Annotated in this window: 20 protein-coding genes and 1 pseudogene; 6 read left to right on the top strand and 15 right to left on the bottom strand. The window is 63.1% G+C overall.

Going from position 1 to position 19,755, the window contains the following annotated elements; genetic code table 11:
- Positions 1-42 precede the first annotated feature (42 nt).
- From NKJ18_RS28790 to tmpA, 3 genes are all read right to left on the bottom strand, one after another.
- Entirely contained in the window at positions 43-471 is a 429-nt protein-coding gene (locus NKJ18_RS28790) for a hypothetical protein (protein WP_023731683.1), read from the bottom strand.
- Between the two features lie 394 nt (positions 472-865).
- Complete coding sequence (gene tmpB / locus NKJ18_RS28785) at positions 866-1,450, bottom strand: (R)-1-hydroxy-2-trimethylaminoethylphosphonate oxygenase (RefSeq protein WP_023707734.1); 585 nt, start codon at positions 1,448-1,450, stop codon at positions 866-868.
- Positions 1,447-2,598: a 2-trimethylaminoethylphosphonate dioxygenase gene (gene tmpA, locus NKJ18_RS28780; protein ID WP_023712477.1), complete on the bottom strand. Its 1,152-nt coding sequence runs from the start codon at positions 2,596-2,598 to the stop codon at positions 1,447-1,449. The genes tmpB and tmpA overlap by 4 nt, the downstream gene beginning before the upstream one ends.
- 121 nt (positions 2,599-2,719) lie before the next feature.
- Between tmpA and NKJ18_RS28775 the strand changes: the two genes are divergently transcribed.
- Complete coding sequence (locus NKJ18_RS28775) at positions 2,720-3,610, top strand: LysR family transcriptional regulator (protein WP_023668343.1); 891 nt, start codon at positions 2,720-2,722, stop codon at positions 3,608-3,610.
- 138 nt (positions 3,611-3,748) lie between these two features.
- Positions 3,749-5,551, top strand: coding sequence for an NAD(P)/FAD-dependent oxidoreductase (locus NKJ18_RS28770; RefSeq protein ID WP_023668342.1), 1,803 nt, complete (start codon positions 3,749-3,751; stop codon positions 5,549-5,551).
- Here NKJ18_RS28770 and NKJ18_RS28765 read toward each other — a convergent pair.
- Genes NKJ18_RS28765 through NKJ18_RS28755 form a run of 3 tightly spaced genes read right to left on the bottom strand, consistent with a single transcriptional unit; the run spans position 5,548 to position 6,964 of the window.
- Complete coding sequence (locus NKJ18_RS28765) at positions 5,548-6,069, bottom strand: GNAT family N-acetyltransferase (RefSeq protein ID WP_023733839.1); 522 nt, start codon at positions 6,067-6,069, stop codon at positions 5,548-5,550. The genes NKJ18_RS28770 and NKJ18_RS28765 overlap by 4 nt on opposite strands.
- Before the next feature lie 15 nt (positions 6,070-6,084).
- On the bottom strand, positions 6,085-6,393 hold the full coding sequence (locus tag NKJ18_RS28760; RefSeq protein WP_352761002.1) for a hypothetical protein: 309 nt from the start codon (positions 6,391-6,393) through the stop codon (positions 6,085-6,087).
- Positions 6,394-6,397: 4 nt separating this feature from the next.
- Positions 6,398-6,964 (bottom strand): helix-turn-helix domain-containing protein, encoded by a 567-nt coding sequence (locus tag NKJ18_RS28755; RefSeq protein ID WP_023733840.1) that lies wholly within the window; start codon positions 6,962-6,964, stop codon positions 6,398-6,400.
- A gap of 152 nt (positions 6,965-7,116) precedes the next feature.
- Here NKJ18_RS28755 and NKJ18_RS28750 point away from each other — a divergent pair, with 152 nt between their 5' ends.
- Positions 7,117-8,949 (top strand): ATP-binding protein, encoded by a 1,833-nt coding sequence (locus tag NKJ18_RS28750; protein WP_023668338.1) that lies wholly within the window; start codon positions 7,117-7,119, stop codon positions 8,947-8,949.
- Between the two features lie 225 nt (positions 8,950-9,174).
- On the opposite strand, the gene NKJ18_RS28745 is transcribed toward NKJ18_RS28750, so the two are convergent.
- Both NKJ18_RS28745 and miaA read right to left on the bottom strand, forming a co-directional pair.
- Positions 9,175-9,966: a GGDEF domain-containing protein gene (locus tag NKJ18_RS28745; protein ID WP_023690907.1), complete on the bottom strand. Its 792-nt coding sequence runs from the start codon at positions 9,964-9,966 to the stop codon at positions 9,175-9,177.
- A gap of 131 nt (positions 9,967-10,097) precedes the next feature.
- Entirely contained in the window at positions 10,098-11,081 is a 984-nt protein-coding gene (gene miaA, locus NKJ18_RS28740) for a tRNA (adenosine(37)-N6)-dimethylallyltransferase MiaA (RefSeq protein WP_023690906.1), read from the bottom strand.
- On the opposite strand from miaA, the gene serB reads away from it, so the two are divergent.
- Both serB and NKJ18_RS28730 read left to right on the top strand, forming a co-directional pair.
- Positions 11,071-11,958: a phosphoserine phosphatase SerB gene (gene serB / locus NKJ18_RS28735; RefSeq protein WP_023692053.1), complete on the top strand. Its 888-nt coding sequence runs from the start codon at positions 11,071-11,073 to the stop codon at positions 11,956-11,958. The genes miaA and serB overlap by 11 nt on opposite strands.
- Positions 11,955-12,527, top strand: a complete 573-nt coding sequence (locus NKJ18_RS28730; RefSeq protein WP_352760998.1) for a GNAT family N-acetyltransferase — start codon at positions 11,955-11,957, stop codon at positions 12,525-12,527. The genes serB and NKJ18_RS28730 overlap by 4 nt, the downstream gene beginning before the upstream one ends.
- A 43-nt stretch (positions 12,528-12,570) precedes the next feature.
- Here NKJ18_RS28730 and NKJ18_RS28725 read toward each other — a convergent pair whose 3' ends face one another.
- The 6 genes and pseudogenes from NKJ18_RS28725 to NKJ18_RS28700 all read right to left on the bottom strand — a co-directional run bounded on the left by NKJ18_RS28725 (position 12,571) and on the right by NKJ18_RS28700 (position 18,264).
- A complete protein-coding gene (locus tag NKJ18_RS28725; protein ID WP_023817971.1) occupies positions 12,571-14,088 on the bottom strand; it encodes a DegQ family serine endoprotease in 1,518 nt (505 codons plus the stop codon).
- 239 nt (positions 14,089-14,327) lie between these two features.
- Positions 14,328-14,514 (bottom strand): annotated as a pseudogene (locus NKJ18_RS28720) (DUF2065 domain-containing protein).
- A 4-nt stretch (positions 14,515-14,518) separates the two neighbouring features.
- The gene (gene hflC / locus NKJ18_RS28715; RefSeq protein ID WP_023750917.1) at positions 14,519-15,475 is read right to left on the bottom strand and encodes a protease modulator HflC; all 957 of its coding nucleotides are present in this window, start codon (positions 15,473-15,475) and stop codon (positions 14,519-14,521) included.
- Positions 15,475-16,584: an FtsH protease activity modulator HflK gene (hflK, locus tag NKJ18_RS28710; RefSeq protein ID WP_023667407.1), complete on the bottom strand. Its 1,110-nt coding sequence runs from the start codon at positions 16,582-16,584 to the stop codon at positions 15,475-15,477. Before hflK ends, hflC begins: the two co-directional genes overlap by 1 nt.
- 145 nt (positions 16,585-16,729) lie before the next feature.
- The gene (locus tag NKJ18_RS28705) at positions 16,730-17,248 is read right to left on the bottom strand and encodes a dihydrofolate reductase (protein ID WP_023667408.1); all 519 of its coding nucleotides are present in this window, start codon (positions 17,246-17,248) and stop codon (positions 16,730-16,732) included.
- Positions 17,248-18,264 carry a DUF4424 domain-containing protein gene (locus NKJ18_RS28700; RefSeq protein ID WP_023714745.1) on the bottom strand — a complete coding sequence of 339 codons (1,017 nt, stop codon included), beginning with the start codon at positions 18,262-18,264 and terminating at the stop codon, positions 17,248-17,250. The genes NKJ18_RS28705 and NKJ18_RS28700 overlap by 1 nt, the downstream gene beginning before the upstream one ends.
- Positions 18,265-18,411: 147 nt before the next feature.
- Here NKJ18_RS28700 and cobF point away from each other — a divergent pair, with 147 nt between their 5' ends.
- Positions 18,412-19,185, top strand: coding sequence for a precorrin-6A synthase (deacetylating) (gene cobF / locus NKJ18_RS28695; protein ID WP_023725335.1), 774 nt, complete (start codon positions 18,412-18,414; stop codon positions 19,183-19,185).
- A gap of 202 nt (positions 19,186-19,387) precedes the next feature.
- On the opposite strand, the gene NKJ18_RS28690 is transcribed toward cobF, so the two are convergent.
- The gene (locus NKJ18_RS28690; RefSeq protein ID WP_023667411.1) at positions 19,388-19,729 is read right to left on the bottom strand and encodes a winged helix-turn-helix domain-containing protein; all 342 of its coding nucleotides are present in this window, start codon (positions 19,727-19,729) and stop codon (positions 19,388-19,390) included.
- Positions 19,730-19,755: the final 26 nt, after the last annotated feature.

Genomic DNA, 19,755 nt, shown 5'->3' with positions numbered 1-19,755 from the left:
GGGGCTTGTCTGAAGGTCGGATGCTGGTTGGCGAACCAACAGTTACAGCCCTTTCAGACGAGCAATGTCGGAGGCCCTTACGGCGCGTTCGACAATTGTCCTTCCAAGCGGATCCTTCATAGTGAAGCGGCCGGCCTCGATGCTTTCGCTGAATCCATCGCGATGCACGACCTGGATTTTGGCGCCCTGTACCGTCACCGTGTCGCCAGCGGCATTGACTTGGCTACTGGGAGCTTGGCTACCGGCGGCGTTGTCGCCGGCACCATTTTTTCCCTTTCCGTTGGCGTTGCCATTCCCGGCGTTGCCGCCTGAGCCATTACCGTTACCACTACCGTTGCCACCACCGTTACCATTGCCATTGTTTCCGCTCTTGGCGCTGGCAGCGGCGAATTCGATCTTGTAACCGTCGACATGGCTCAACCGCAGACCAAGCACCGGCATCGTCACCGCAACCGCCGCGAATACGCGCAAGCTAAAGTACGCCCGGCGACGCACGGATGAAAACAGGGGCTGCCTTTCTCCATTCATGCCACCATCACATCATGATGTGTCACGGTATTCAAGAATGAACAGCCCAAAATTGCGGCTCACAAACGCTGAGGAAACTCTCCTTTCGTGCTTGCAGCTCGATTCTCAGACCTTCGTCTGAGTCAAATATACACCGAAGTCTGACCTACTGATCTTGGGCCGCGCCGACGGATGTCGCAATAAAATCCGCGGTGACAAGGCTCGTCACCGGTAGGGATCGGCAGCGAGGCGCGAGCGCCTGCGCACGCAGACGCTCGCGGCAAGTCTGCGGCGGCATACGGTTAGCGCATGTTTGCCGTCGAAACGGTGCATATGCCGTTCCTTCCCCGGATTGCGATCAGGCGCGATTGGCGAAGTCGCGGACAACCCGCTGCAGCAGCGGCATGTAGTCGCGAAATGCCCGGGTCTTCATGTTGGCGATCTTGCCGGCCTCGTCCCAGATGCGAACCCGCACCGCTTCCTCGTGGAACGGGTTCTTGCGGAACTCGGCCACCTCTTCGGCATTCATCGGCCCGCCTTGCAGCGACAGCGTGTGGACCGAGGCCTGCGACAGCCTGCCGAAATAGGTGGGGTCGGTAGCGCAGAGGTAGCGCTTGGCCGCGACATGCAGCCTGACGCATTCGACGATCACCGGTGGAAAGAACGGCGCCAGCACCTCGCCGCCGGCTTCGTCATGATGCTTGTCCTCGACATCGTCGGGCGAATAGGTGCCGAACTCGCTGGTGTAGTGGCCGATATCGTGCAGCAGTGCTGCCGCCACCAGCACATCGGGCGCGCCGTCCTTTTCGGCGAACCAGGCGCCCTGCAACATGTGCTCCGACATGGTGACGGGTTCGCCGAGATAGGATTCAGCCCCTCGGCGTTCGAAAATATCGGCGATGAATTCGACGATGTTGCTCGCGTTCAAATCCTGGCTGCTCATTCCGCTGCTTCCTTGAATTCGTGTTCGATCGCCGACAGCGTCGACAAAAGGCCATCCTTGTCGGCGTAGCAGCCCTGCAGCCAGCGCTTGCCGGCGCCGGAGAACTGCTTGCGGGCATGCATGACGCGGGTGTTGTCGACGATGAAGGCCTGGCCCGCCTCGAGCTTGAAGGTCACTTCGAAGGACGGATCCTCGATCAGTTCGGCAAACCGGCGATAGGCGGCGTAGTAGGCCTCCATCTCCGCGAACGGCACATCGACGGTCGGCGCCAGCGAGCGGTTGTTGAAGCGGATGGCGATGAGTTCGCCATCCGGCCCGAGCTCGATCATCGGCCGCTTGGCCTGCAATCGCACGCCCGACGAGCCGGCATATTCGAAGCGCGCCGGGTATGAACTCAACAGCCGGAAGCCTTCGGGGTTTTCGGCCTGCAGCGCGGCCGCCACGGCAAAACCATCGACGACGCTGGATTCGCCGCCCTCGACCGTGTTTTCGATACACGACAGGATCTGCAAGGTCGGCACCGGATCACGATAGGGGTTGTCGGTATGCGCCTGCAGGCCAAGATTGGTGTAGGCCAGATTGGTTGGATTGACCTCGGCGCGCACCTCGAACCAGCGGCCGTAATTGGTCTCCCTGATATAGCCGAACAGATCGGACACTTTGCACAGCGCCCCGGATTCGGCCGGCAGATCGTCCATCACCGCGAAGCCGTAGGTCTTCACCGCCGACAGCCATTGCCGCAAGACGGCGCGGTCGCGGCTGGCCGCGACATAGCCGGCGCGCGGCACCGAATTCTGCATAGAGGCCCTGGTCCATCGCACGGTGCCCTCGCCTGTCCAGCCGGGCTGTCGGGCGGCATCGCGGTCATAGGCATTGGCGCTCAGCCATGCCGCAGGAAAGCGCACCGTCTTTCCCTCCGGTTCGAAACTGACTTCAAGCGCATCGCCCTTGATCGCGGCTGCGCCGATCCATGTCTGCATGGGAATGTCGAGAATGGTGATCAGCCGCTGGCCGTTGCCGGCGCTACGCGTCTTGTCGTCGAGCGCATTGTCGCGCAACCACATGGCGTGAAAGCGAGTGCGCGCGCCGTCCTTCCACCCGAGGTCGATCGTTCTTCCTTCGTCGCCGATCAGCACCTGGCTAAGCATGGGGATCCGTTCCTGTCCGCAGCGCCCCGCAGCCAACTCCGCAGGGTTTCCGGTTGCATCGTGATGATGTCGAAGGCATAACTCAAATTATCATTTTGCAGCCAGAGGCCCTAAACGGTTTATGACTGAAACAACCCTGCCCTTGCCCCCGCTTGACTGGCTGCGGAGTTTCGAGGCCGCCGCGCGGCTGTCGAATTTCACCGCCGCCGCGGCCGAGCTTGGCCTGACCCAGGCTGCGGTCAGCCAGCACATCCGTTCTCTCGAAGAGCGGTTGAAGCAGCCGCTGTTCATCCGCCTGGCGCGCGGCGTCGAATTGACGCCGGAGGGTGCCGCCTACCTGCCGCATCTGCAATCGGCCTTTGCCGTGATCGCCAACAGCACGCGCGAGTTGTTCGAACCCAAGACCGTCCAGAGCGTGACGATACGCTCGCCGATCTCGTTTGCCGTGCTGATGATCGCGCCGAAGCTGCCGCAAATGGCCAAGGACCTGCCCTTCGTCCAGCTGCAGATCGAGACCATCCACACACCGGCCGATTACGGCGAGCGCTTTGTGGGTCTCGACATCCGATTCGGCATTGGCTCCGGCTCCTTTGCCGGACGGCAGGCCGACCGCCTCACCCGCGAAACCTTAACGCCGATGGCGTCGCCAAATGTCGCCAAGGCCAAGGATTGGACAGGATTGCCGAGACTTACAGTGGTCGGCGCGCGGGAAATGTGGGGCGAGTGGTTCGCCGTCGCCCGGATGAAGCCGGCGCTCGGGCCCACGCACAAATTCGACAGTTTCGTTACCGCGTTGGAGGCGGCGAAGCACGGCGCCGGCATGGTGCTGGGATCGCGACCGTTGGCCGACGCGGCACTGCGCGAAGGATCTCTCGTTACCCTGTCCGGCTTTACGCTGTCGAGCGGTGCCGGCCACTATCTGACCGCACCTTCGGGCGCGCATCTGAGCCCGGCCGAAGAAGCGGTCCGCCGCTGGTTCGCAACGGTCTTCGGCGTCCCGATTTCCCGATAAGCCCCTGAATACGCGGCAAACTATTGGACGACGTGACGCGGCGCATAATTTGTCGCGATACTGCGCCAGGCCGGACGTCAAGCTTCGGCAGGGTTCCGCTCGCTACAGGCGGCCAAGAAAAATCGCGGAGGAAATTCAATGCTCGACAAGGCCCCCAACAAGAAGCTTTCCGACCTGCTCGATCGCTTCGGCGCGGCACTCGCCGCCGGTGACATCGACAAGGCGGTCGCCTGCTTTCAGGAGGATTGTTTTTGGCGCGATCTCGTCAGCTTCACCTGGAACATCAAGACCATGGAAGGCCGTGACCAGGTGCGCGACATGCTGGTGAGCCAGCTGGCCAAAACCAACCCATCGAACTGGGCGATCGCCAGGGGCGAGGACGCCACTGAAAACGATGGCCTGCTCGACGGCTGGATCAGTTTCGAAACGTCTGTGGCGCGCGGCTTCGGCCACATCCGGCTGAAGGACGGCAAGATCTGGACGTTGCTCACCACCATGGTCGAGCTGAAGGGCCATGAGGAGCCGGCCGGTTTCGACCGCCCGCTCGGCGCCAAGCACGGCCATGGCAAGAACCGCCCGACCTGGAAGGAGGAGCGCGAGAAGGAGGCCGCCGAGCTCGGCTTCAAGACGCAGCCCTATACGCTCATCATTGGCGGCGGCCAGGGCGGCATCGCGCTCGGCGCGCGGCTGCGGCAGCTCGGCGTGCCGACCATCATCGTCGAGAAGAACGAACGGGCCGGCGACAGCTGGCGCAAGCGCTACAAATCGCTCTGCCTGCACGATCCGGTCTGGTACGACCATCTGCCCTATATCGACTTTCCCAGGAACTGGCCGGTCTTCGCGCCCAAGGACAAGATCGGCGACTGGCTGGAAATGTACGCCAAGGTAATGGAGCTGAACTACTGGTCGTCGACCGAGGCCATGAGCGCTGTCTATGACGACAGCAAGAAGGAATGGACGGTGGTGGTGCGCCGCGACGGCAAGGACATCACGCTGAAGCCGAAACAATTGGTGCTGGCCACGGGGCAATCCGGCAAGGCCAACATGCCGAACTTCAAGGGCATGGACACATTCAAGGGCGACCAGCATCACTCCTCGAAGCATCCGGGACCCGATGCCTATGTCGGCAGACAAGCTGTCGTCATCGGCTCGAACAACTCCGCCCACGACATTGCAGCAGCCCTTTGGGAGGCCGGCGCCGACGTCACCATGGTGCAGCGCTCGACCACGCACATCGTCAAGTCGGACACGCTGATGGAGATCGGCCTGGGCTCACTCTATTCGGAAAAGGCGGTTGCGAGCGGCATGACCACAGCCAAGGCCGACCTCGTCTTCGCCTCCCTGCCCTACAAGATCCTGCACGAATTCCAGATTCCGGCCTATGCCGAGATGAAGAAGCGCGACGCCAACTTCTACAAAGGCCTGGAGAAGGCCGGCTTCATGCTCGACTGGGGCGACGACGGCTCCGGCCTTTTCATGAAATATCTGCGACGCGGCTCGGGCTATTACATCGATGTCGGCGCCTCCGACCTGATCATCGACGGGTCGATCAAGCTGAAAAGCGGTGTCGACGTGAAGGAGATCAAGGAGCATTCGGTCCTGCTCAGCGATGGATCGGAACTGCCGGCCGATCTCATCGTCTACGCCACCGGCTACGGTTCGATGAATGGCTGGGCGGCCGATTTGATCTCACGGGAGGTCGCCGACAAGGTCGGCAAATGCTGGGGCCTCGGCTCCAACACCACGAAGGACCCAGGCCCCTGGGAAGGCGAGCTGCGCAACATGTGGAAGCCGACGCAGCAGGAGGCGCTGTGGTTCCATGGCGGCAATTTGCACCAGTCGCGCCATTACTCCCAGTTCCTGGCGCTGCAGCTGAAGGCGCGCATGGAAGGCATCGCGACGCCGGTCTACGCGCTGCAAGAGGTTCACCACAAGGCTTAGGCAGCGCCGCCGATGCGCTTCCAGTAGATGAGCGTGCCGGTCAGCCCGCCATGCGGTTTCAGGGCAAAGTCCGGTATTTCGCCAGTGAGCGTGAAGCCGAGTTTTTCGTAAAGGCTGGAAGCGCCCTCCTCGGTTGCGGTGTCCAGCACCAGAAGCGTGCGGCCTTTCTCGACGGCGAGCGTTTCGGCCGCCCGCATCAGCCGGCTCGCTATGCCCTTGCCGCGGTGTTCGACGCGGGTCATGAGCTTGGCGATCTCGGCCCGGTGCGGCTGATTGACCGGAAAGTCGAGCAGCAAGGTGACGGTGCCGATCAACGCGTCGCCATACCAAGCACCCAGCACCGCTCTTTCACCTCTCTCTGCTGCCATCAACGAGTTGCTCCAGAAGGTTTCCGCCGCTTGCCTGGATAAGGGATGCATGAAGCTGACGGAGCCGCCGGCCGCGACCGTCTCGATCAGGAGGTCGGCCAGCATGTCGCGTGTTTCCGCAGTCAGCGACCTGATTTCGATGGGACTCACCTGCACTTTCCCTTGCTAATCCAGACGCGCGACGCGGCGCCGCTTTCGTCTCGCCTTGATCGCGGCGATGCGATCGGTGTCTTTCGGCTGCAGATGCAGCCCGCGTTCGAGGATTTCGAGCGTGTATTCCTCATAGGTCAGGCCAAGCCGCTCGGCCTTTTCCATGCGCATCAGCATCACGTCACGGCTTGGCGCCTTCCACGCCTTGGCATGCGCTGCCTGCCAGGCCAGGAAGATGTAGGGATCGCCCCTGCCCCATGGCGGACCCTTGTAATCATTGAGCGGCGGTCCGCCATTGTCGGAGCGCTTGGGACGTCTTGCCACGATTTCAGCCCCTGACCAGCGCAACCAGATAGTCGGCCGGCTGCGGTCCGACGGCATGGAACGTGCAGTCCGACGGCGCGCCGAGCGCCAGGCAGTCGCCGGGCTCGAGACTATGCACCATATCACCCTCGGTGAACTCAAGTCGCCCGGAGATCAGCCACATCTGCTGCTTGATGAAGGCATAGGACGCCGCCGGGAAACTCACACTGGCGCCAGCCGGCAGTTGCACCCGGATCAATTCGAGCGGCGTGTCGGAAACCGGCGACAGATGCCGGCGGACATAGCCCGTACCGGGGTCGCGCCAAACCGGCTGCTCACTCTCGCGCAGCAGGCCGCCACCTTGCTGCTCGGCGCGTGCAATCAGCGTCGACAGCGTCATGCCGAAAGCAGCGGCGATGCGCACCAGCAGCGCGGCCGTCGGGCTGGTCATGCCGCGCTCGATAGTGCTGAGCATGGCTTTGGAGACGCCGGAGCGGTTCGCCAGGTCGGCCAACGACCAGCCCCGCAAGGCTCTTTCGGCGTGGATTCGTCTGCCTATCGTGGCCGACATGTCATTCGCTATATCAGTCATTCGTCCAATATATCGAATATTTGGATTCGGAAAAGAGGCCGGCCGGTTGAATTTTCGCTGACGGGTTAACCCCTGCTACACCATCCCGCATCACGCCACCTTAACCCCGTCTGTGTAGGATCGAGGCTCCACGAGAATGGGGATCGGATCGTATGTTTGTCGAGCGCGAAGCCTCCGTCGGCGAACCGACCTCGCAGGAGCGCCGCCGCGCAGAGCAGAGCGACAAGCGCATTCTCGGCAACGTCGTGCAGTGCGACGGTGCGCGCGCCACCATCAGCGCCTATGCCGACGACATCGAAGGAGCGGTCACCGGCCTGTGGACCGTCGGCAAGATGATCTCCATCAATCTCGGGACATCGCGCACCGTTGGTCTGGTCTACGAAATCGGCAAGTCGGATCGCGCCTGGAGCAATGAGGGACAAAATCCCATCGAGGTCAGCGTCGAACTAATCGGCGAAGTGCGCGACGGCGCGGAGCCCGGCGCCAAACCGGTGTTCGACCGCGGCATCACCACCTATCCTCATATCGGCGCCATAGCGCACCGCATCCGTACCCGTGACCTGCAGGCGGTCTACGATCTCGCCGGGCGTCATTCCATCACCATCGGCACGCTGTCGCAGGATGAGTCGATCGACGCCAACATCGCCATCGACGACACGCTGGCGCGCCATTTTGCCGTTGTCGGCACAACCGGCGTCGGCAAATCCACCGCCATCTCGCTGCTGCTGCGCAAATCGATCGCCGCCCGGCCCGATCTGCGAATCCTCATTCTCGATCCGCACAATGAATTCGCGGCATCCCTGCCTGAGTTCTGCGTCCGGGTCGATTCCAAGACGCTTGACCTGCCGTTCTGGATGTTCAGGCTTGAAGAATTCGCCGAAGTGCTGTTTCGCGGCCGAGAGGTCGTGCCGGAAGAAGTCGATGTCCTGCGCGACCTGATCCCCGCCGCCAAGAACCTCTATCGCAATCCCAATTCAGGCTCTTACGTGCGCCGCGGCAGCGATGCGCTGACCGCCGACACGCCGGTGCCCTACCGCATGGTCGATCTCATCAAGCAGATCGACGAGCGCATGGGCCTCCTGGAAAGCAAGAACGACCGCCCGACGCTGAAATCGCTGAAGACGCGCATCGAGTCCGCCGCGTCCGACCCGCGCTATCGCTTCATGTTCAATTCGCGACTGATCGAGGACACGATCCACGAAACGATCGGCAATATTTTCCGTGTGCCGCATCATGGCCGCCCGGTGACCTGCTTCGAGATGGCCGGCATGCCGTCCGAAGTGGTCAACTCCGTCTGTTCGGTGCTGGCTCGGCTCGCCTTCGACCTTGCGCTGTGGAGCGAGGGCCGGCTGAAGCTGTTGCTGCTGTGCGAGGAAGCACACCGCTATATGCCGGCCGATCCACGCCTTGGCTTCGCCCCGACAAGGCATGCACTGTCGCGCATCGCCAAGGAAGGCCGCAAATATGGCTGCTATCTCGGCGTCGTCACCCAGCGCCCGGGTGAACTCGATCCGACCATCCTGTCGCAATGCTCGACCTTCTTCGCCATGCGGCTGGCCAATGAGCAGGACCAGGCGATCATCCGCTCGGCGATCGCCGATTCCTCCGCCTCGACGCTGGCCTTCCTGTCCTCCATGGGCCAGCGCGAAGCCATCGCCTTCGGTGAAGGCGTGGCGACGACCATGCGGCTGAAGTTCGAGAAACTGGCGGAGAACCTGATCCCCGGCACCGCCAAGCGAGAGCAGGACGAGTTCTCGCAGGACGGCAACGACGTCGATCTCGCCGCCATCGTCGAGCGGCTGCGCAACGTCCCGAAACCGCAGCAGCAGATGGCCTTCGCCGAGGTCGTGGACTCCGGCCGCCAGGCCGGCGATCCCGATTACCGCAAGCCGGCCACCGCCCAGCGCGTCCAGCCCGACGACGATTTCGACCTGCGCTACGGCCTCAAGCCCACAACCTTCGGCATGCGCCCGCAGAACGATTGACCTTCAGCGTAGCGACTTTTTTGCCGGCCAATTGAGAAGCCGCCGGAGCGCCAGGGCTCCGCTTCGTTGGCCCGCTTGGGCAAAATCCCGAAAGGGAATTCATCAGGCCGGATTGAATGGCGTGGCTTTCGAGAAGCCGGAGCGGAGCGGACATTTAGTCCGTGAGCACCGGAAGTCGAGAAAGCCACGTCAGGCAACCGGCCTCATGAATTCTTCTTCGGGATTTTAGGCGCAGACGCGGTTGCGGCCTTGCCTCTTCGCCTCGTAGAGCTGGCGGTCGGCGCGGCGGTAGAATTCCTCGGCCGTTTCCTTCCGATCCCAGACGGCAAGACCGACGCTGGTGGTGATCTTGAGGCGGACATTGCCCGACAGCACCGACATGTTGGCAATCGCCTTGCGGATGCGTTCGGCGAACTTCCCCAACAACTCCGCGTCCATGTTGGGGGTGACAACGGCGAACTCTTCGCCGCCGAGCCGCGCCACCACGTCGTGATAGCGCGTCATGCCTTTGAGGCAATTGGCGACTGCCCTCAGCACCTCGTCGCCGACATCGTGGCCATGCGTGTCGTTGACCTGCTTGAAATGATCGAGGTCGAGGATCATCAGCCCGACGGGCTTTTCGATGCGGCGGAATTCCTCGAGATATTCCTTCAGCGCATCGTCGAAATAGCGCCGGTTCTGCATGCCGGTAAGGCCGTCGGTCAATGCCGCATGCTGCAGCGTTTCCGAGCGGGCGCTGAGCGAAACCGTCATGGCGCGCAGCTTGCCCTCTTCCGTGGCCTGCCTACGGATCAGCGGGTAGATGAAGAACACGCCGAAGAACAGCGCTGTCGCCAGCAGCACCCCGGTGACAAACAGCAGCGTGTTGAGATAAGCGATCCTCTCGACCCGGGAAGTCGTATCGTGACCGACCGCGATGGACTGCAATTGACCATAGGCATAAAGCGTCACCAGGCCTGCGGCCAGGATCACGAAAATAAAGACGAAAAATGCGGATTCCGCCTTGTGGAAACGCATCTGCTCCCCGTTGGAAAAGTACCCCCCGGATCTATGGCATGCCGGCGCCTTACGGACGGTTAATCCAGACAACCGGAGCGGGAATGTTCATTCCTACTTCTGTTTCTTTAATTGTATTAGCAGCACGAAAATCAAATCACGGCTTGCAGGCCGTCGCCGGGCCGCAATCTCAGCCATTCCGGTCCCAGCTGATGGCGAAACCACGTCGTTTGCCGTTTGGCATATTGCCGCGTCGCTGCCTTGCAGCGCTCGATGGCCTGAGGAAAGCTGATGTCACCGGCCATGGCGGCCGAAAGTTCGCGAACGCCGATCGCCTTCATCGCCGGCAGCTCGGGATCGAGGCCAAGCGCCGCAAGCCGTTTGACCTCATCGAGCGCGCCGAGATCGAGCATGCGGTCGAACCTTGTTTCGATCCGCTCGACAAGGGCGGCGCGGTCCGGCTCGATAACGAAGAACCGAGCGCTGTCGCGGTCGATCAGCGGCCGGCCGCGCGCTGCCTGCCATTCGAGGATGGAGCGGCCGGATGCATCGAGCACCTCCAGCGCCCGCACGATGCGCTGGCCGTCGGTCGGCTTCAGCTGCATGGCGACCGCCGAATCCTCATGCATCAGGATGCGGTGCAGCTTGGCTGCGCCTTGCTCCTTTAACTCGTAGCGCCAGCGGTCGCGTACCTGCTGCGGAATGTCGGGCATTTCCGAAATGCCCTCGGCAAGTGCGCGAAAATAGAGCCCGGTGCCGCCGACGAAAATCACCGGACGTTCAAAGCCGGCGTCATCGGGCTGTCGGGCGAGCGTGCCGTCATCGATCAGCTTCATCACGTCGCGCAGCCAGGCGCCGGTGGAATAGGCGGTGGAGGGATGCACGTGGCCATAGAGATAGTGCGGCGCGCGGGCGAGGTCGGCGGCATTCGGCCGCGCCGTCAGCACATCGAGCACCGAATAGCCCTGCATGGAATCGGTGTTGACGATGACACCGCCCTTGCGCTCGGCGAGGTCGAGCGCCAGCGCCGACTTGCCGCTGGCGGTCGGCCCGGCTATCAGGATCGCGTTCTTCACGCGGCCCTCGCCCGCCTGCCCGCCCTCGCCCAGCTGCTTGGAAGCCTCGATGCCGCTCATTGCCACGCTTGTGTCCCACCCCGTCCGCCGCGCGATGTCGGCCTCGCTTGCGAATATGGCCTCACGGTCGGTCGGCGCAAGCGCTGTTCGCTGGCTGGGCGAAGGCGTCGCCTGCGACCTGGTGCTGCCCGAGGGTGCGGAAGCCGCTGAGGCAAGTGCCGCCTTGCGCTTGGCACTTGGCTCCGAGCCGGTCGACGTGATCGTTCAGCAGGCCGAAAGCCGCCGCAAGACAATCCTGCTTGCCGATATGGATTCAACCATGATCGACCAGGAATGCATCGACGAACTCGCCGACGAGATCGGCGTCAAGGACCGCGTCGCCGCCATCACCGCACGCTCGATGAACGGCGAGATCGCCTTCGAGCCCGCCTTACGGGAACGCGTAGCGTTGCTGAAAGGCCTCGATACGGCCGTTGTCGACCGCATCATCGCGAACCGCTTGACGCTGGCGTCGGGCGGCCGCGCCCTGGTGCGGACGATGCGCGCCAATGGCGCCTGGACGGCGCTTGTCTCCGGCGGCTTCGACGTCTTCACCAGCCGTGTCGCCGCCATGCTCGGCTTTGAGGAAAACCGTGCCAACCGACTGATCGAGGAGAACGGGCGCTTTGCCGGCCTGGTCGCCGAGCCGATCCTCGGCCGCGCCGCCAAGGCCGATGCGCTGAACGATATCTCGGCCCGCCTGGGCCTGACGCCATTCGATGCGATTGCGGTCGGCGACGGCGCCAACGACCTCGACATGATCCGCCTGGCCGGCACCGGTGTCGCGCTCCACGCGAAGCCGGCCGTTGCTGCCGAAGCCGAGGTCCGCATCGACCATGGCGATCTCACCGCACTGCTTTATCTCCAGGGCTACCGCCAGGAAGAGTTCGCCCAATGAAACCGATGCGCACCGAGCGCCTCATCCTGCGCAACTGGGAAGACCGCGATCGCGAACTCTTCCACCGCATCAATTCGGACGAGCGGGTGATGGAGTTCTTTCCATTTCGCCGCGACCGCGCCGAGACGGATGCCAAGATGGACGAGTTTCAGGGCTGGATCGCCGAGGACGGCTTTGGTTTTGCCGCCGCCGAGATCGCCGCGACTGGGGAATGCATCGGTTTCGTCGGCCTCTTAAAGACCGATCACGTGCCATCCCTGCCGGCCGGCACGATCGAGATCGGCTGGCGTCTGGCGCCCGAGTTCTGGGGCAAGGGCTACGTCACCGAGGCAGCCGAGGCATGGCTCGCCTTTGGCTTCGAAACGCTTGACCGCGACGAGATCGTCTCCTTCGCCGTCGCGGCCAACCGCCGCTCGACGGCCGTCATGGAGCGTCTTGGCATGAGCCCTGACCCGGCCCGCGATTTCGACCACCCATCCATCCCTGACAGCCACCCGCACCTCAAGCGGCATGTCCTCTACAAACTGTCGCGCACGGACTGGCAGGCACGAAAAAGGGCGGCTCGCTAGCCGCCCTTTCCCTGAAGACAATCGGTTATGGGGCTTTCCGGACTCAATCCATCCGGATCGTCACGAAGCGCAACTCGCCGGTCTTCGACGCCAGCATCAGAAGTGCATTCTTGCGGCCCTGCTCCTTCAGCGCGCCGATCCGGTCCATGACGTCCTTCGGGGTCGCGACCGATTCCTGGGCGATTTCGGTGATCACCTCGCCGGCCTGGATGCCGCGCTCGGCGGCGGCCGAATCCTTGGTGACGTCGGTGATGACGACGCCGGAAACGTCGGCCGCGATGCCGAATTTTTTCCGTGTGTCGTCATTGAGTTCGCCGACGGTCATGCCGAGCACCGAGGCCGTCGAAACCGCGGGCGCCTTGTCGCCGCCCTTGTCCTCATCGGTAGTGCCGTCCTCACCGGCGGCAACCTTCTCGCCGTCCTCAAGCCGGCCGAGCGTCACCTTCACCGTCTGCTCGATGCCCTTGCGCACGATAATCACGTCGACCGCCTTGCCGACCGGGCTTTCCGCCACGACGCGCGGCAGGTCGCGCATTTCATGGATGTCCTTGCCGTCGAACTTGATGATGACGTCGCCGGCGAGAATTGTGCCGTTGTCGACCGGTCCGCCCTTGATGACGCCGGCCACCAGCGCGCCCTTGGCGGTCGCCATGCCGAGGCTCTCGGCGATGTCGTCGGTCACCGGCTGGATGCGCACGCCGAGCCAGCCGCGACGGGTCTCGCCGAACTGGCGCAGCTGGTCGACGACGCCCGAGGCAAGCTGCGAGGGGATTGAGAAACCGATGCCGATCGAGCCGCCCGACGGCGAGATGATCGCCGTGTTGATACCGATGACCTCGCCCAGGCTGTTGAACAGCGGCCCGCCGGAATTGCCGCGGTTGATGGCGGCGTCGGTCTGGATGAAGTCGTCATAGGGGCCGGAATTGATGTCGCGGTTGCGGGCCGAGACGATGCCGACCGTCACCGTGCCGCCAAGGCCGAACGGATTGCCGATCGCCATCACCCAGTCGCCGACGCGCATCTTGTTGGAATCGCCGAACTTCACCGCCGTCAGCTTGTGGCCCTTCGGGTCGACCTTGAGCACCGCCACGTCGGTCTTGGTGTCGGTGCCGACCAGCGTCGCCTTGAGCGTCACGCCGTCGGAGAAATTCACCTCGATGTCGTCTGCATCGGCGATGACGTGGTTGTTGGTGACGACAATGCCTTGCTCGGCGTCGACCACGAAGCCGGAGCCCAGCGACTGCACCTTTTGCGCGCCGCCATCCTTGTCGCCGCCACGGTTCTTGAAGAAGTCGTCGAAGAAATCCTGGAACGGCGAACCCTCCGGCAGCTGCGGCATCGGCACCGCGCCCGGACCTTCCGTGCCCTTCACGGTCTGCGAGGTCGAGATGTTGACCACCGCACCGAGCAGGCCTTCGGCGAGGTCGGCGACCGAAGCCGGTCCGTCCGCGGCCACCGTCGGCGTCACCAAAGCCGGAACGGCAAGCGCGCCGACCATAAGTGCCGCAGCACCTGCGATGAACGTCCGCCGCGCCGCGCGCAGAAGGGTGTTGGATGTCATCGAAAGCCTCCCGGATTGCTGAAAAGAAAAAGCGCTTCGGCAAAACGCCGCGTCGCGTCATGTTGGCAAGAAATACGGCACGTTTGCGGCTATGGCCACATCAGGAGGATAAATCCTCCGTTACACCCTAGAGCAGTTCGCCGTTTCGCGGAAACGGCGAACCGTTCAATCCCTTTGCTTTTACGCAATTCCGGACGGAAAACCGCTCACACTTTCCTGGAATTGCAGATCAGCGGTCCTCAGCCACGCACCAACCAGACGATGCCGACGCCGATGGCGATCGCCACCAGCCCGACTATGCGCAGCGCAAATTTCCGGCGTCGACAGCACTTCGCCGGCAAGACGTTTGGCAAGGCCGGGAAAGCCGCCATAGACCAGGCCCTCGACAACGAGGACCAGGCCTATGGCCGCAAGGAAATCCTGCACCGCCCTACTGGGCGGGTGCAGGTTGTGCAGCCGGCGCGGCAGGTGCCGTCGCCGGAGCCGCAGGCGCCGCCGGCTTCGCGTCCGTCCCGTCCGGATTGCGGAAGAAGCGGAAGAACTCCGAGTTCGGCGACAGCACCATCGTCGTCCCGGAGTTGTCCAGCGCCGTGCCATAGGCATTCATCGACCGGTAGAAGTCGAAGAACGCCGGATCGCGTTTGTAGGCGTCGGCAAAGGTCGCGCTGCGCTGGGCTTCACCTTCACCACGCAGGATTTCCGATTCCTTGCGCGCTTCGGCGACGATTTCCACCACTTCGCGGTCGGCGCGGGCGGTGATGCGCTGCGCGGCCTCTTTGCCGCGTGCCCTCAGCCGTTCGGCCTCGGCCAAACGTTCGGCCTTCATGCGGTCGAAGGTCTGCTGCGAAACCTCAGCCGTCAGATCGGTTCGGCGGATGCGCACATCCTCGATCTGCAGGCCGAGCGAGGTGGCGTCGGGCCGAAGCTGATCGCGCACTTCGCGCATCATCACGGCCCGCTCTTCCGAAAGCGCCGCCTCGAAGTCGCGCAGACCGTAGACACGGCGCAGCGCCGCATCGAGACGCGTCCTCAGTCGTGCTTCGGCCAGTGTGATCTGACCGGACACGGCTGAGCGGAACACGCGCGGATCCGAGATGCGGTACGCGATGAAAGCGTCGACCTCGTAGAACTTGCCGCCCGAAACCTGGACGCGGATGTTGTCGAGATCGAAGCGCAGCACCCTGTTTTCGATCAATTGCACGCTGTCGGCGTCGAAGAAGGCGAAAGGCGCCTTGAAATAGATGCCGGGTTCATTCTTCACGTCGACGATCTCGCCGAACCGCAGCACGAGCGCCTGCTGGCGCGCGTTGACCACGAAGACCGAGGAGTAGAGCAGGAACAGAAGCACGGCCGCGATGACCGCGATGATGGGAAGACGATTGGCCATCACTGGGCTCCTCCCGTGGTCGCAGGCGGCAGCGCCTTCGGCTGCAGTGCCGGCAGCGGCAGATAGGGAACGACCCCTTGCCCATTGCCCTGTTCGACGATGACCTTGTTGGAATCCTTCAGCACCTTCTCCATCGTTTCCAGATAAAGCCGCCGGCGCGTCACGTCGGGCGCCTTGGCGTATTCGTCATAGACCGAGATGAAGCGCTGCGCCTCACCTTCGGCTTCCTGGACGACACGGTTCTTGTAGGCTGCCGCGTCCTCGCGGATCTGCGCCGCGGCGCCACGCGCCTGGCCGAGCTTCTGGTTGGAATACTGGTTGGCCTGCTCGACGAACTTGTCTTCGTCCTGCTCGGCGCGCTGCACTTCGTCGAAGGCATCGGCAACTTCACGCGGCGGGGCCGCGTCCTCGATCGAAACCGCGTTGACATTCAGGCCGGCCTTGTAGCCGTCCAGCGTCGTCTGGATGATTTCACGCACCGACGCGGCGATGCCCTGACGGTCGTCGCGGAAGATGTCCTGCGCCGGTCGCCGGCCAACCGCTTCGCGCATGGCGCTCTCTGCGACCTGCTGCAGCATGCCTTCGGGATCGGAGACGTCGAACAGATAGGCCCGGGGATCGGAGACCTGATAGGCCACCGAAAACTGGACGTTGACGATGTTCTGGTCGCCGGTAAGCATCAGCCCCGACGAGTTGCCGCTCGTCGCGCCGCCACCACCGATATCGACGAGTTGTTCGGCGATGTTGGCCGTCTCGACGGTTTCGACCGGCCACCAATGGAAATGCAGACCCGGCTGCGACAGCTCCGCCTTCGGCTTGCCGAAGCGCAGCTCGACCGCAACCTCGTCCGGCTGCACGGTGTAGACCGCCTTGAACGCCCACAGCACGATCAGGGCCGCTGCGATCAGCGCAAAGACGGCCGGGCTGGCGCCGCCGCCACCGGGCAGCGCGCGCCGCAGCCGGTCCTGGCCGCGGCGGATGATATCTTCGAGATCGGGAGGTGACCCCGGCGGGCCGCTAGGCCCCTTCGGTCCCTGCCCCCAGGGTCCCTGATTGTTGCCGCCGCCGCCCCATGGGCCGCCGCCGCCGCTCTTGTCGTTCCAGGGCATGAATGTCCTTTCGCTTGGGATTCCCTCAGCGCCGACGTTGCGGCGCAAAATCCAGTTGTTCTTCTATAGGGACGCAGCGATGCGCTTTCAACGCGATCCGCTGCCGAGCATGTCCGTTTTGGACGTTCGCGACCCTTTTATCGTCTCAATGCACGCCGCGGCGTCGCTCGTAAACCGAATAGCGCGTCGCATGGCTGTCCTTTTCACCGGCCGGAACGTCCTGAGCGCTGACAAGGCGCCACAAATCCGGATCGATGTCGGGAAAATGCGCGTCGCCATCGACCGCCGCCAGCACATGGGTGACGTGCAGCCGGTCTGCCAGCGGCAGCGCCTGCGCATAGATCTCGCCGCCGCCGATGATGCAGATTTCGTCGACGCCGGCCATGCAACGCCCGCGCACCGTGGCCAGCTGGATCGCTGCCTCCAGCGAGTGCGCCACCTCTATGCCCTCGGCGCGCCAGGCCTTGTCGCGGGTCACCACGATGTTCAATCGGCCCGGCAGCGGCCGGCCGATGCCTTCATAAGTCTTGCGGCCCATGATGACGGGCTTGCCCATCGTATCGGCCTTGAAGCGCTTGAGATCGGTGGACAGCCGCCACGGTAAGCCGCCGTCGCGCCCGATGACGCCGTTCTGCGCAATGGCGACATAGATCGCGACGTCCATCAGTTGGCTCCCCCGGCGCCGTCATCCGACGGCTCCAAAAGCAATATGTCGATGTTGTGCTCGGGATAGAGATCCTGCGCCGCCGTCTCGAAGGTCGTCGGCCCGACCTTCTTGACATTGTCGCCGCAAAACGAGATCAGCGCTTTCGGATTGCCCTTGTCGACGGTTAGCTTGAACTTGCCGATGCTGCCATTGGCCCAGTTGCCGCCGGTGGTCAGGATATAGGCTATGCGGTTCTCGTAAAAATGCGGATAACCGTCGGCCTTGGCGGCCTGCCGCACCGCATTCTCGAAGCTGTCGTCCATGCAGTAGCGGGTCTTGTAGGTCGTGTACTGGCTGCCCTCGGTGAACTTGCCGTCATAGAAGAAACTCACCGATGACGTGCCGCCGACGCTCGGTTTGTAGCGGTGCGAGACGTGGACATCCTTGTTGGCCGGAAATATCGCGCGCCACCAATAGGTCGAGCGCAACTGCCACCACGGCGTATAGACCTTGTTCGCCTCGGTACCGTCGCTGCCCGTATCCTCGATGATGATGCCGCGGTTTTCCCAATCCTCGGCGACCGTTTTCGGCAGCTTCGCCAGGGCCGCCTTGGCCGCATCGCCGAACGGATTGAACGGCACGTTCTGCGCCTTCAGATCGGCGCCGATATCGATGCCGACAGCGAACACTTTCTGCTCGAGCTGCGGCTTTGCCGGCGCTCCGTCGATCGTCACCTCGAAGCCAAGGAAATTGTCGCTCTGGTTTTCCGGGATGGCCGGCATTTCCTCCGGATTGCCTTCGATGTCCGGCAGCGGAAAAGCGACGATGGCATTTACATCCTTGTCGGTGTTGTTGTGGAAGACGTAGTCGACCGTGATCTTTTCCGGCGAGATATAGAGGTCCTCGCTTTGCATCGACACCGCGTCGCTACGCGACAGGATCAGGCCACCTGTGCCGAGTTCGGCGGTCGTATCATTGGCCAGCGCGGGCACGGCTAAAAGCGCCAGCGCTACGGACAGAACATATTGCAACATCGAAGCCCCTCGCCAAGAATGCCGCGACCCTAGCCGTTTCAATGTGGCGTTTCAAAGCCTTCCGTCTCCCAGCAGGACGCCACAGTGTCTGGACACGCCAATCGGCGGTCTGGACTAACAGGTTTCGATCGGGCAGGAGTTCGCGTCATGCGCAAGCTTCTCGTCATCGGCATCGGCGCCGGCAATCCCGACCATATGACCGTGCAGGCCATATCAGGCCTAAACCGGGCGGACGTCCTGTTTATCCCCGACAAGGGGGCGAAGAAGAACGACCTTGCCGAATTGCGCCGCCATATCTGCGACCGTTTCGTCAGCAATCCGAAATCGCGCCGCGTCGAGTTCGACGTGCCGGTGCGCGCCGAGCCGGCGCCTTCCTATCGCTCGACCGTCGATGACTGGCACGAGGCCATCGCCCAGATCTATGAGAGCCTGGTCCGCGACGAACTTGCCGAGGACGGCTGCGGCGCCTTCCTGATCTGGGGCGACCCCTCGCTCTATGACAGCGCGCTGCGCATTCTCAAGCGCGTACGGCTCAGAGGCAATGTCGCATTCGAATTGGAGGTCATTCCCGGCATCACCGCCGTCCAGGCGCTCGCCGCCGGCCACAAGATGGCGCTGAACCGCATCGGCGACCCCGTGCTGATCACCACCGGCCGCCGCCTCGCCGAACAAGGCATGCCGCACTATGCCGGCAGCGCCGTGGTCATGCTCGACGGCAAATGCGCCTTCAACACGCTGGCAGACAAGGATCTGATCATCCATTGGGGCGCCTATCTCGGCACACCGGACGAGATCATCGTTTTCGGTCGCCTGGGTGATGTCGGCGAGGAGATTGAGAGGACGAGAGAAGAAGCCCGGAAAAGAAAGGGCTGGATCATGGACACCTATCTGCTGCGTAAAGCAGGAGAGCCCGAGGAATAGCGCGCTCAAAGGTCGAGTTCCTTCGCGCCCCCCTCTGTCCTGCCGGACATCTCCCCCTCTAGTGGGGAGATTGGCCGTCACGGAGGATTTCGCCAATCGCCTAACAGATTAGCGCCCGTCTACGGGCTAGCTGATCTCCCCCCTTGCGGGGGAGATGTCCGGCAGGACAGAGGGGGGTGTGACGGATCGCAAGCTTCAACCCTCACCCAGCATCGATCTCCGCCTGCAAGGCGTCCATATGCGTGGCCGCCGCTGCCGCCGCAGCGCGCTCGATAGCGCGAAAACGGCTGACAACTGCAAGGCCAACTGAGGTCAGCTGTGCGCCGCCGCCCTTTTTGCCGCCGGTCTGCGCCGCGACCAGTGGCTTGCCGAACACACGGTTCATATCTTCCACCAGATCCCAGGCGTGCTTGTAGGACATCTCCATGCCGCGTGCCGCAGCCGAGATCGAGCCGAAAGTGGCGATCTGCTCCAGCAATTCGATCTTGCCCGGACCTATGCGCCCGTCCGGATCGAGATTTATCCGCAGGCTCAGCGACGGCATCTCTTGTCCTCCACAGTCACACTAGC

This window comes from Mesorhizobium sp. M0217, assembly GCF_040321955.1.
GTDB lineage: Bacteria > Pseudomonadota > Alphaproteobacteria > Rhizobiales > Rhizobiaceae > Mesorhizobium.
The sequence above is the reverse complement of the archived record's forward strand: the minus strand, read 5'-3'. Positions and strand labels throughout refer to the sequence as shown.

What these genes read in the sequence shown, in the direction of transcription:
- NKJ18_RS28700 (WP_023714745.1), bottom strand. Translation starts at nt 18,264, where the DNA reads ATGTTGCAATATGTTCTGTCCGTAGCGCTGGCGCTTTTAGCCGTGCCC.
- NKJ18_RS28755 (WP_023733840.1), bottom strand. Translation starts at nt 6,964, where the DNA reads ATGACTGATATAGCGAATGACATGTCGGCCACGATAGGCAGACGAATC.
- NKJ18_RS28775 (WP_023668343.1), top strand. Translation starts at nt 2,720, where the DNA reads ATGACTGAAACAACCCTGCCCTTGCCCCCGCTTGACTGGCTGCGGAGT.
- hflC (WP_023750917.1), bottom strand. Translation starts at nt 15,475, where the DNA reads ATGGCCAATCGTCTTCCCATCATCGCGGTCATCGCGGCCGTGCTTCTG.
- tmpB (WP_023707734.1), bottom strand. Translation starts at nt 1,450, where the DNA reads ATGAGCAGCCAGGATTTGAACGCGAGCAACATCGTCGAATTCATCGCC.
- hflK (WP_023667407.1), bottom strand. Translation starts at nt 16,584, where the DNA reads ATGCCCTGGAACGACAAGAGCGGCGGCGGCGGCCCATGGGGCGGCGGC.
- NKJ18_RS28730 (WP_352760998.1), top strand. Translation starts at nt 11,955, where the DNA reads ATGAAACCGATGCGCACCGAGCGCCTCATCCTGCGCAACTGGGAAGAC.
- serB (WP_023692053.1), top strand. Translation starts at nt 11,071, where the DNA reads ATGCCGCTCATTGCCACGCTTGTGTCCCACCCCGTCCGCCGCGCGATG.
- NKJ18_RS28705 (WP_023667408.1), bottom strand. Translation starts at nt 17,248, where the DNA reads ATGGACGTCGCGATCTATGTCGCCATTGCGCAGAACGGCGTCATCGGG.
- miaA (WP_023690906.1), bottom strand. Translation starts at nt 11,081, where the DNA reads ATGAGCGGCATCGAGGCTTCCAAGCAGCTGGGCGAGGGCGGGCAGGCG.
- NKJ18_RS28745 (WP_023690907.1), bottom strand. Translation starts at nt 9,966, where the DNA reads ATGCGTTTCCACAAGGCGGAATCCGCATTTTTCGTCTTTATTTTCGTG.
- NKJ18_RS28770 (WP_023668342.1), top strand. Translation starts at nt 3,749, where the DNA reads ATGCTCGACAAGGCCCCCAACAAGAAGCTTTCCGACCTGCTCGATCGC.
- NKJ18_RS28750 (WP_023668338.1), top strand. Translation starts at nt 7,117, where the DNA reads ATGTTTGTCGAGCGCGAAGCCTCCGTCGGCGAACCGACCTCGCAGGAG.
- NKJ18_RS28725 (WP_023817971.1), bottom strand. Translation starts at nt 14,088, where the DNA reads ATGACATCCAACACCCTTCTGCGCGCGGCGCGGCGGACGTTCATCGCA.
- cobF (WP_023725335.1), top strand. Translation starts at nt 18,412, where the DNA reads ATGCGCAAGCTTCTCGTCATCGGCATCGGCGCCGGCAATCCCGACCAT.
- tmpA (WP_023712477.1), bottom strand. Translation starts at nt 2,598, where the DNA reads ATGCTTAGCCAGGTGCTGATCGGCGACGAAGGAAGAACGATCGACCTC.
- NKJ18_RS28690 (WP_023667411.1), bottom strand. Translation starts at nt 19,729, where the DNA reads ATGCCGTCGCTGAGCCTGCGGATAAATCTCGATCCGGACGGGCGCATA.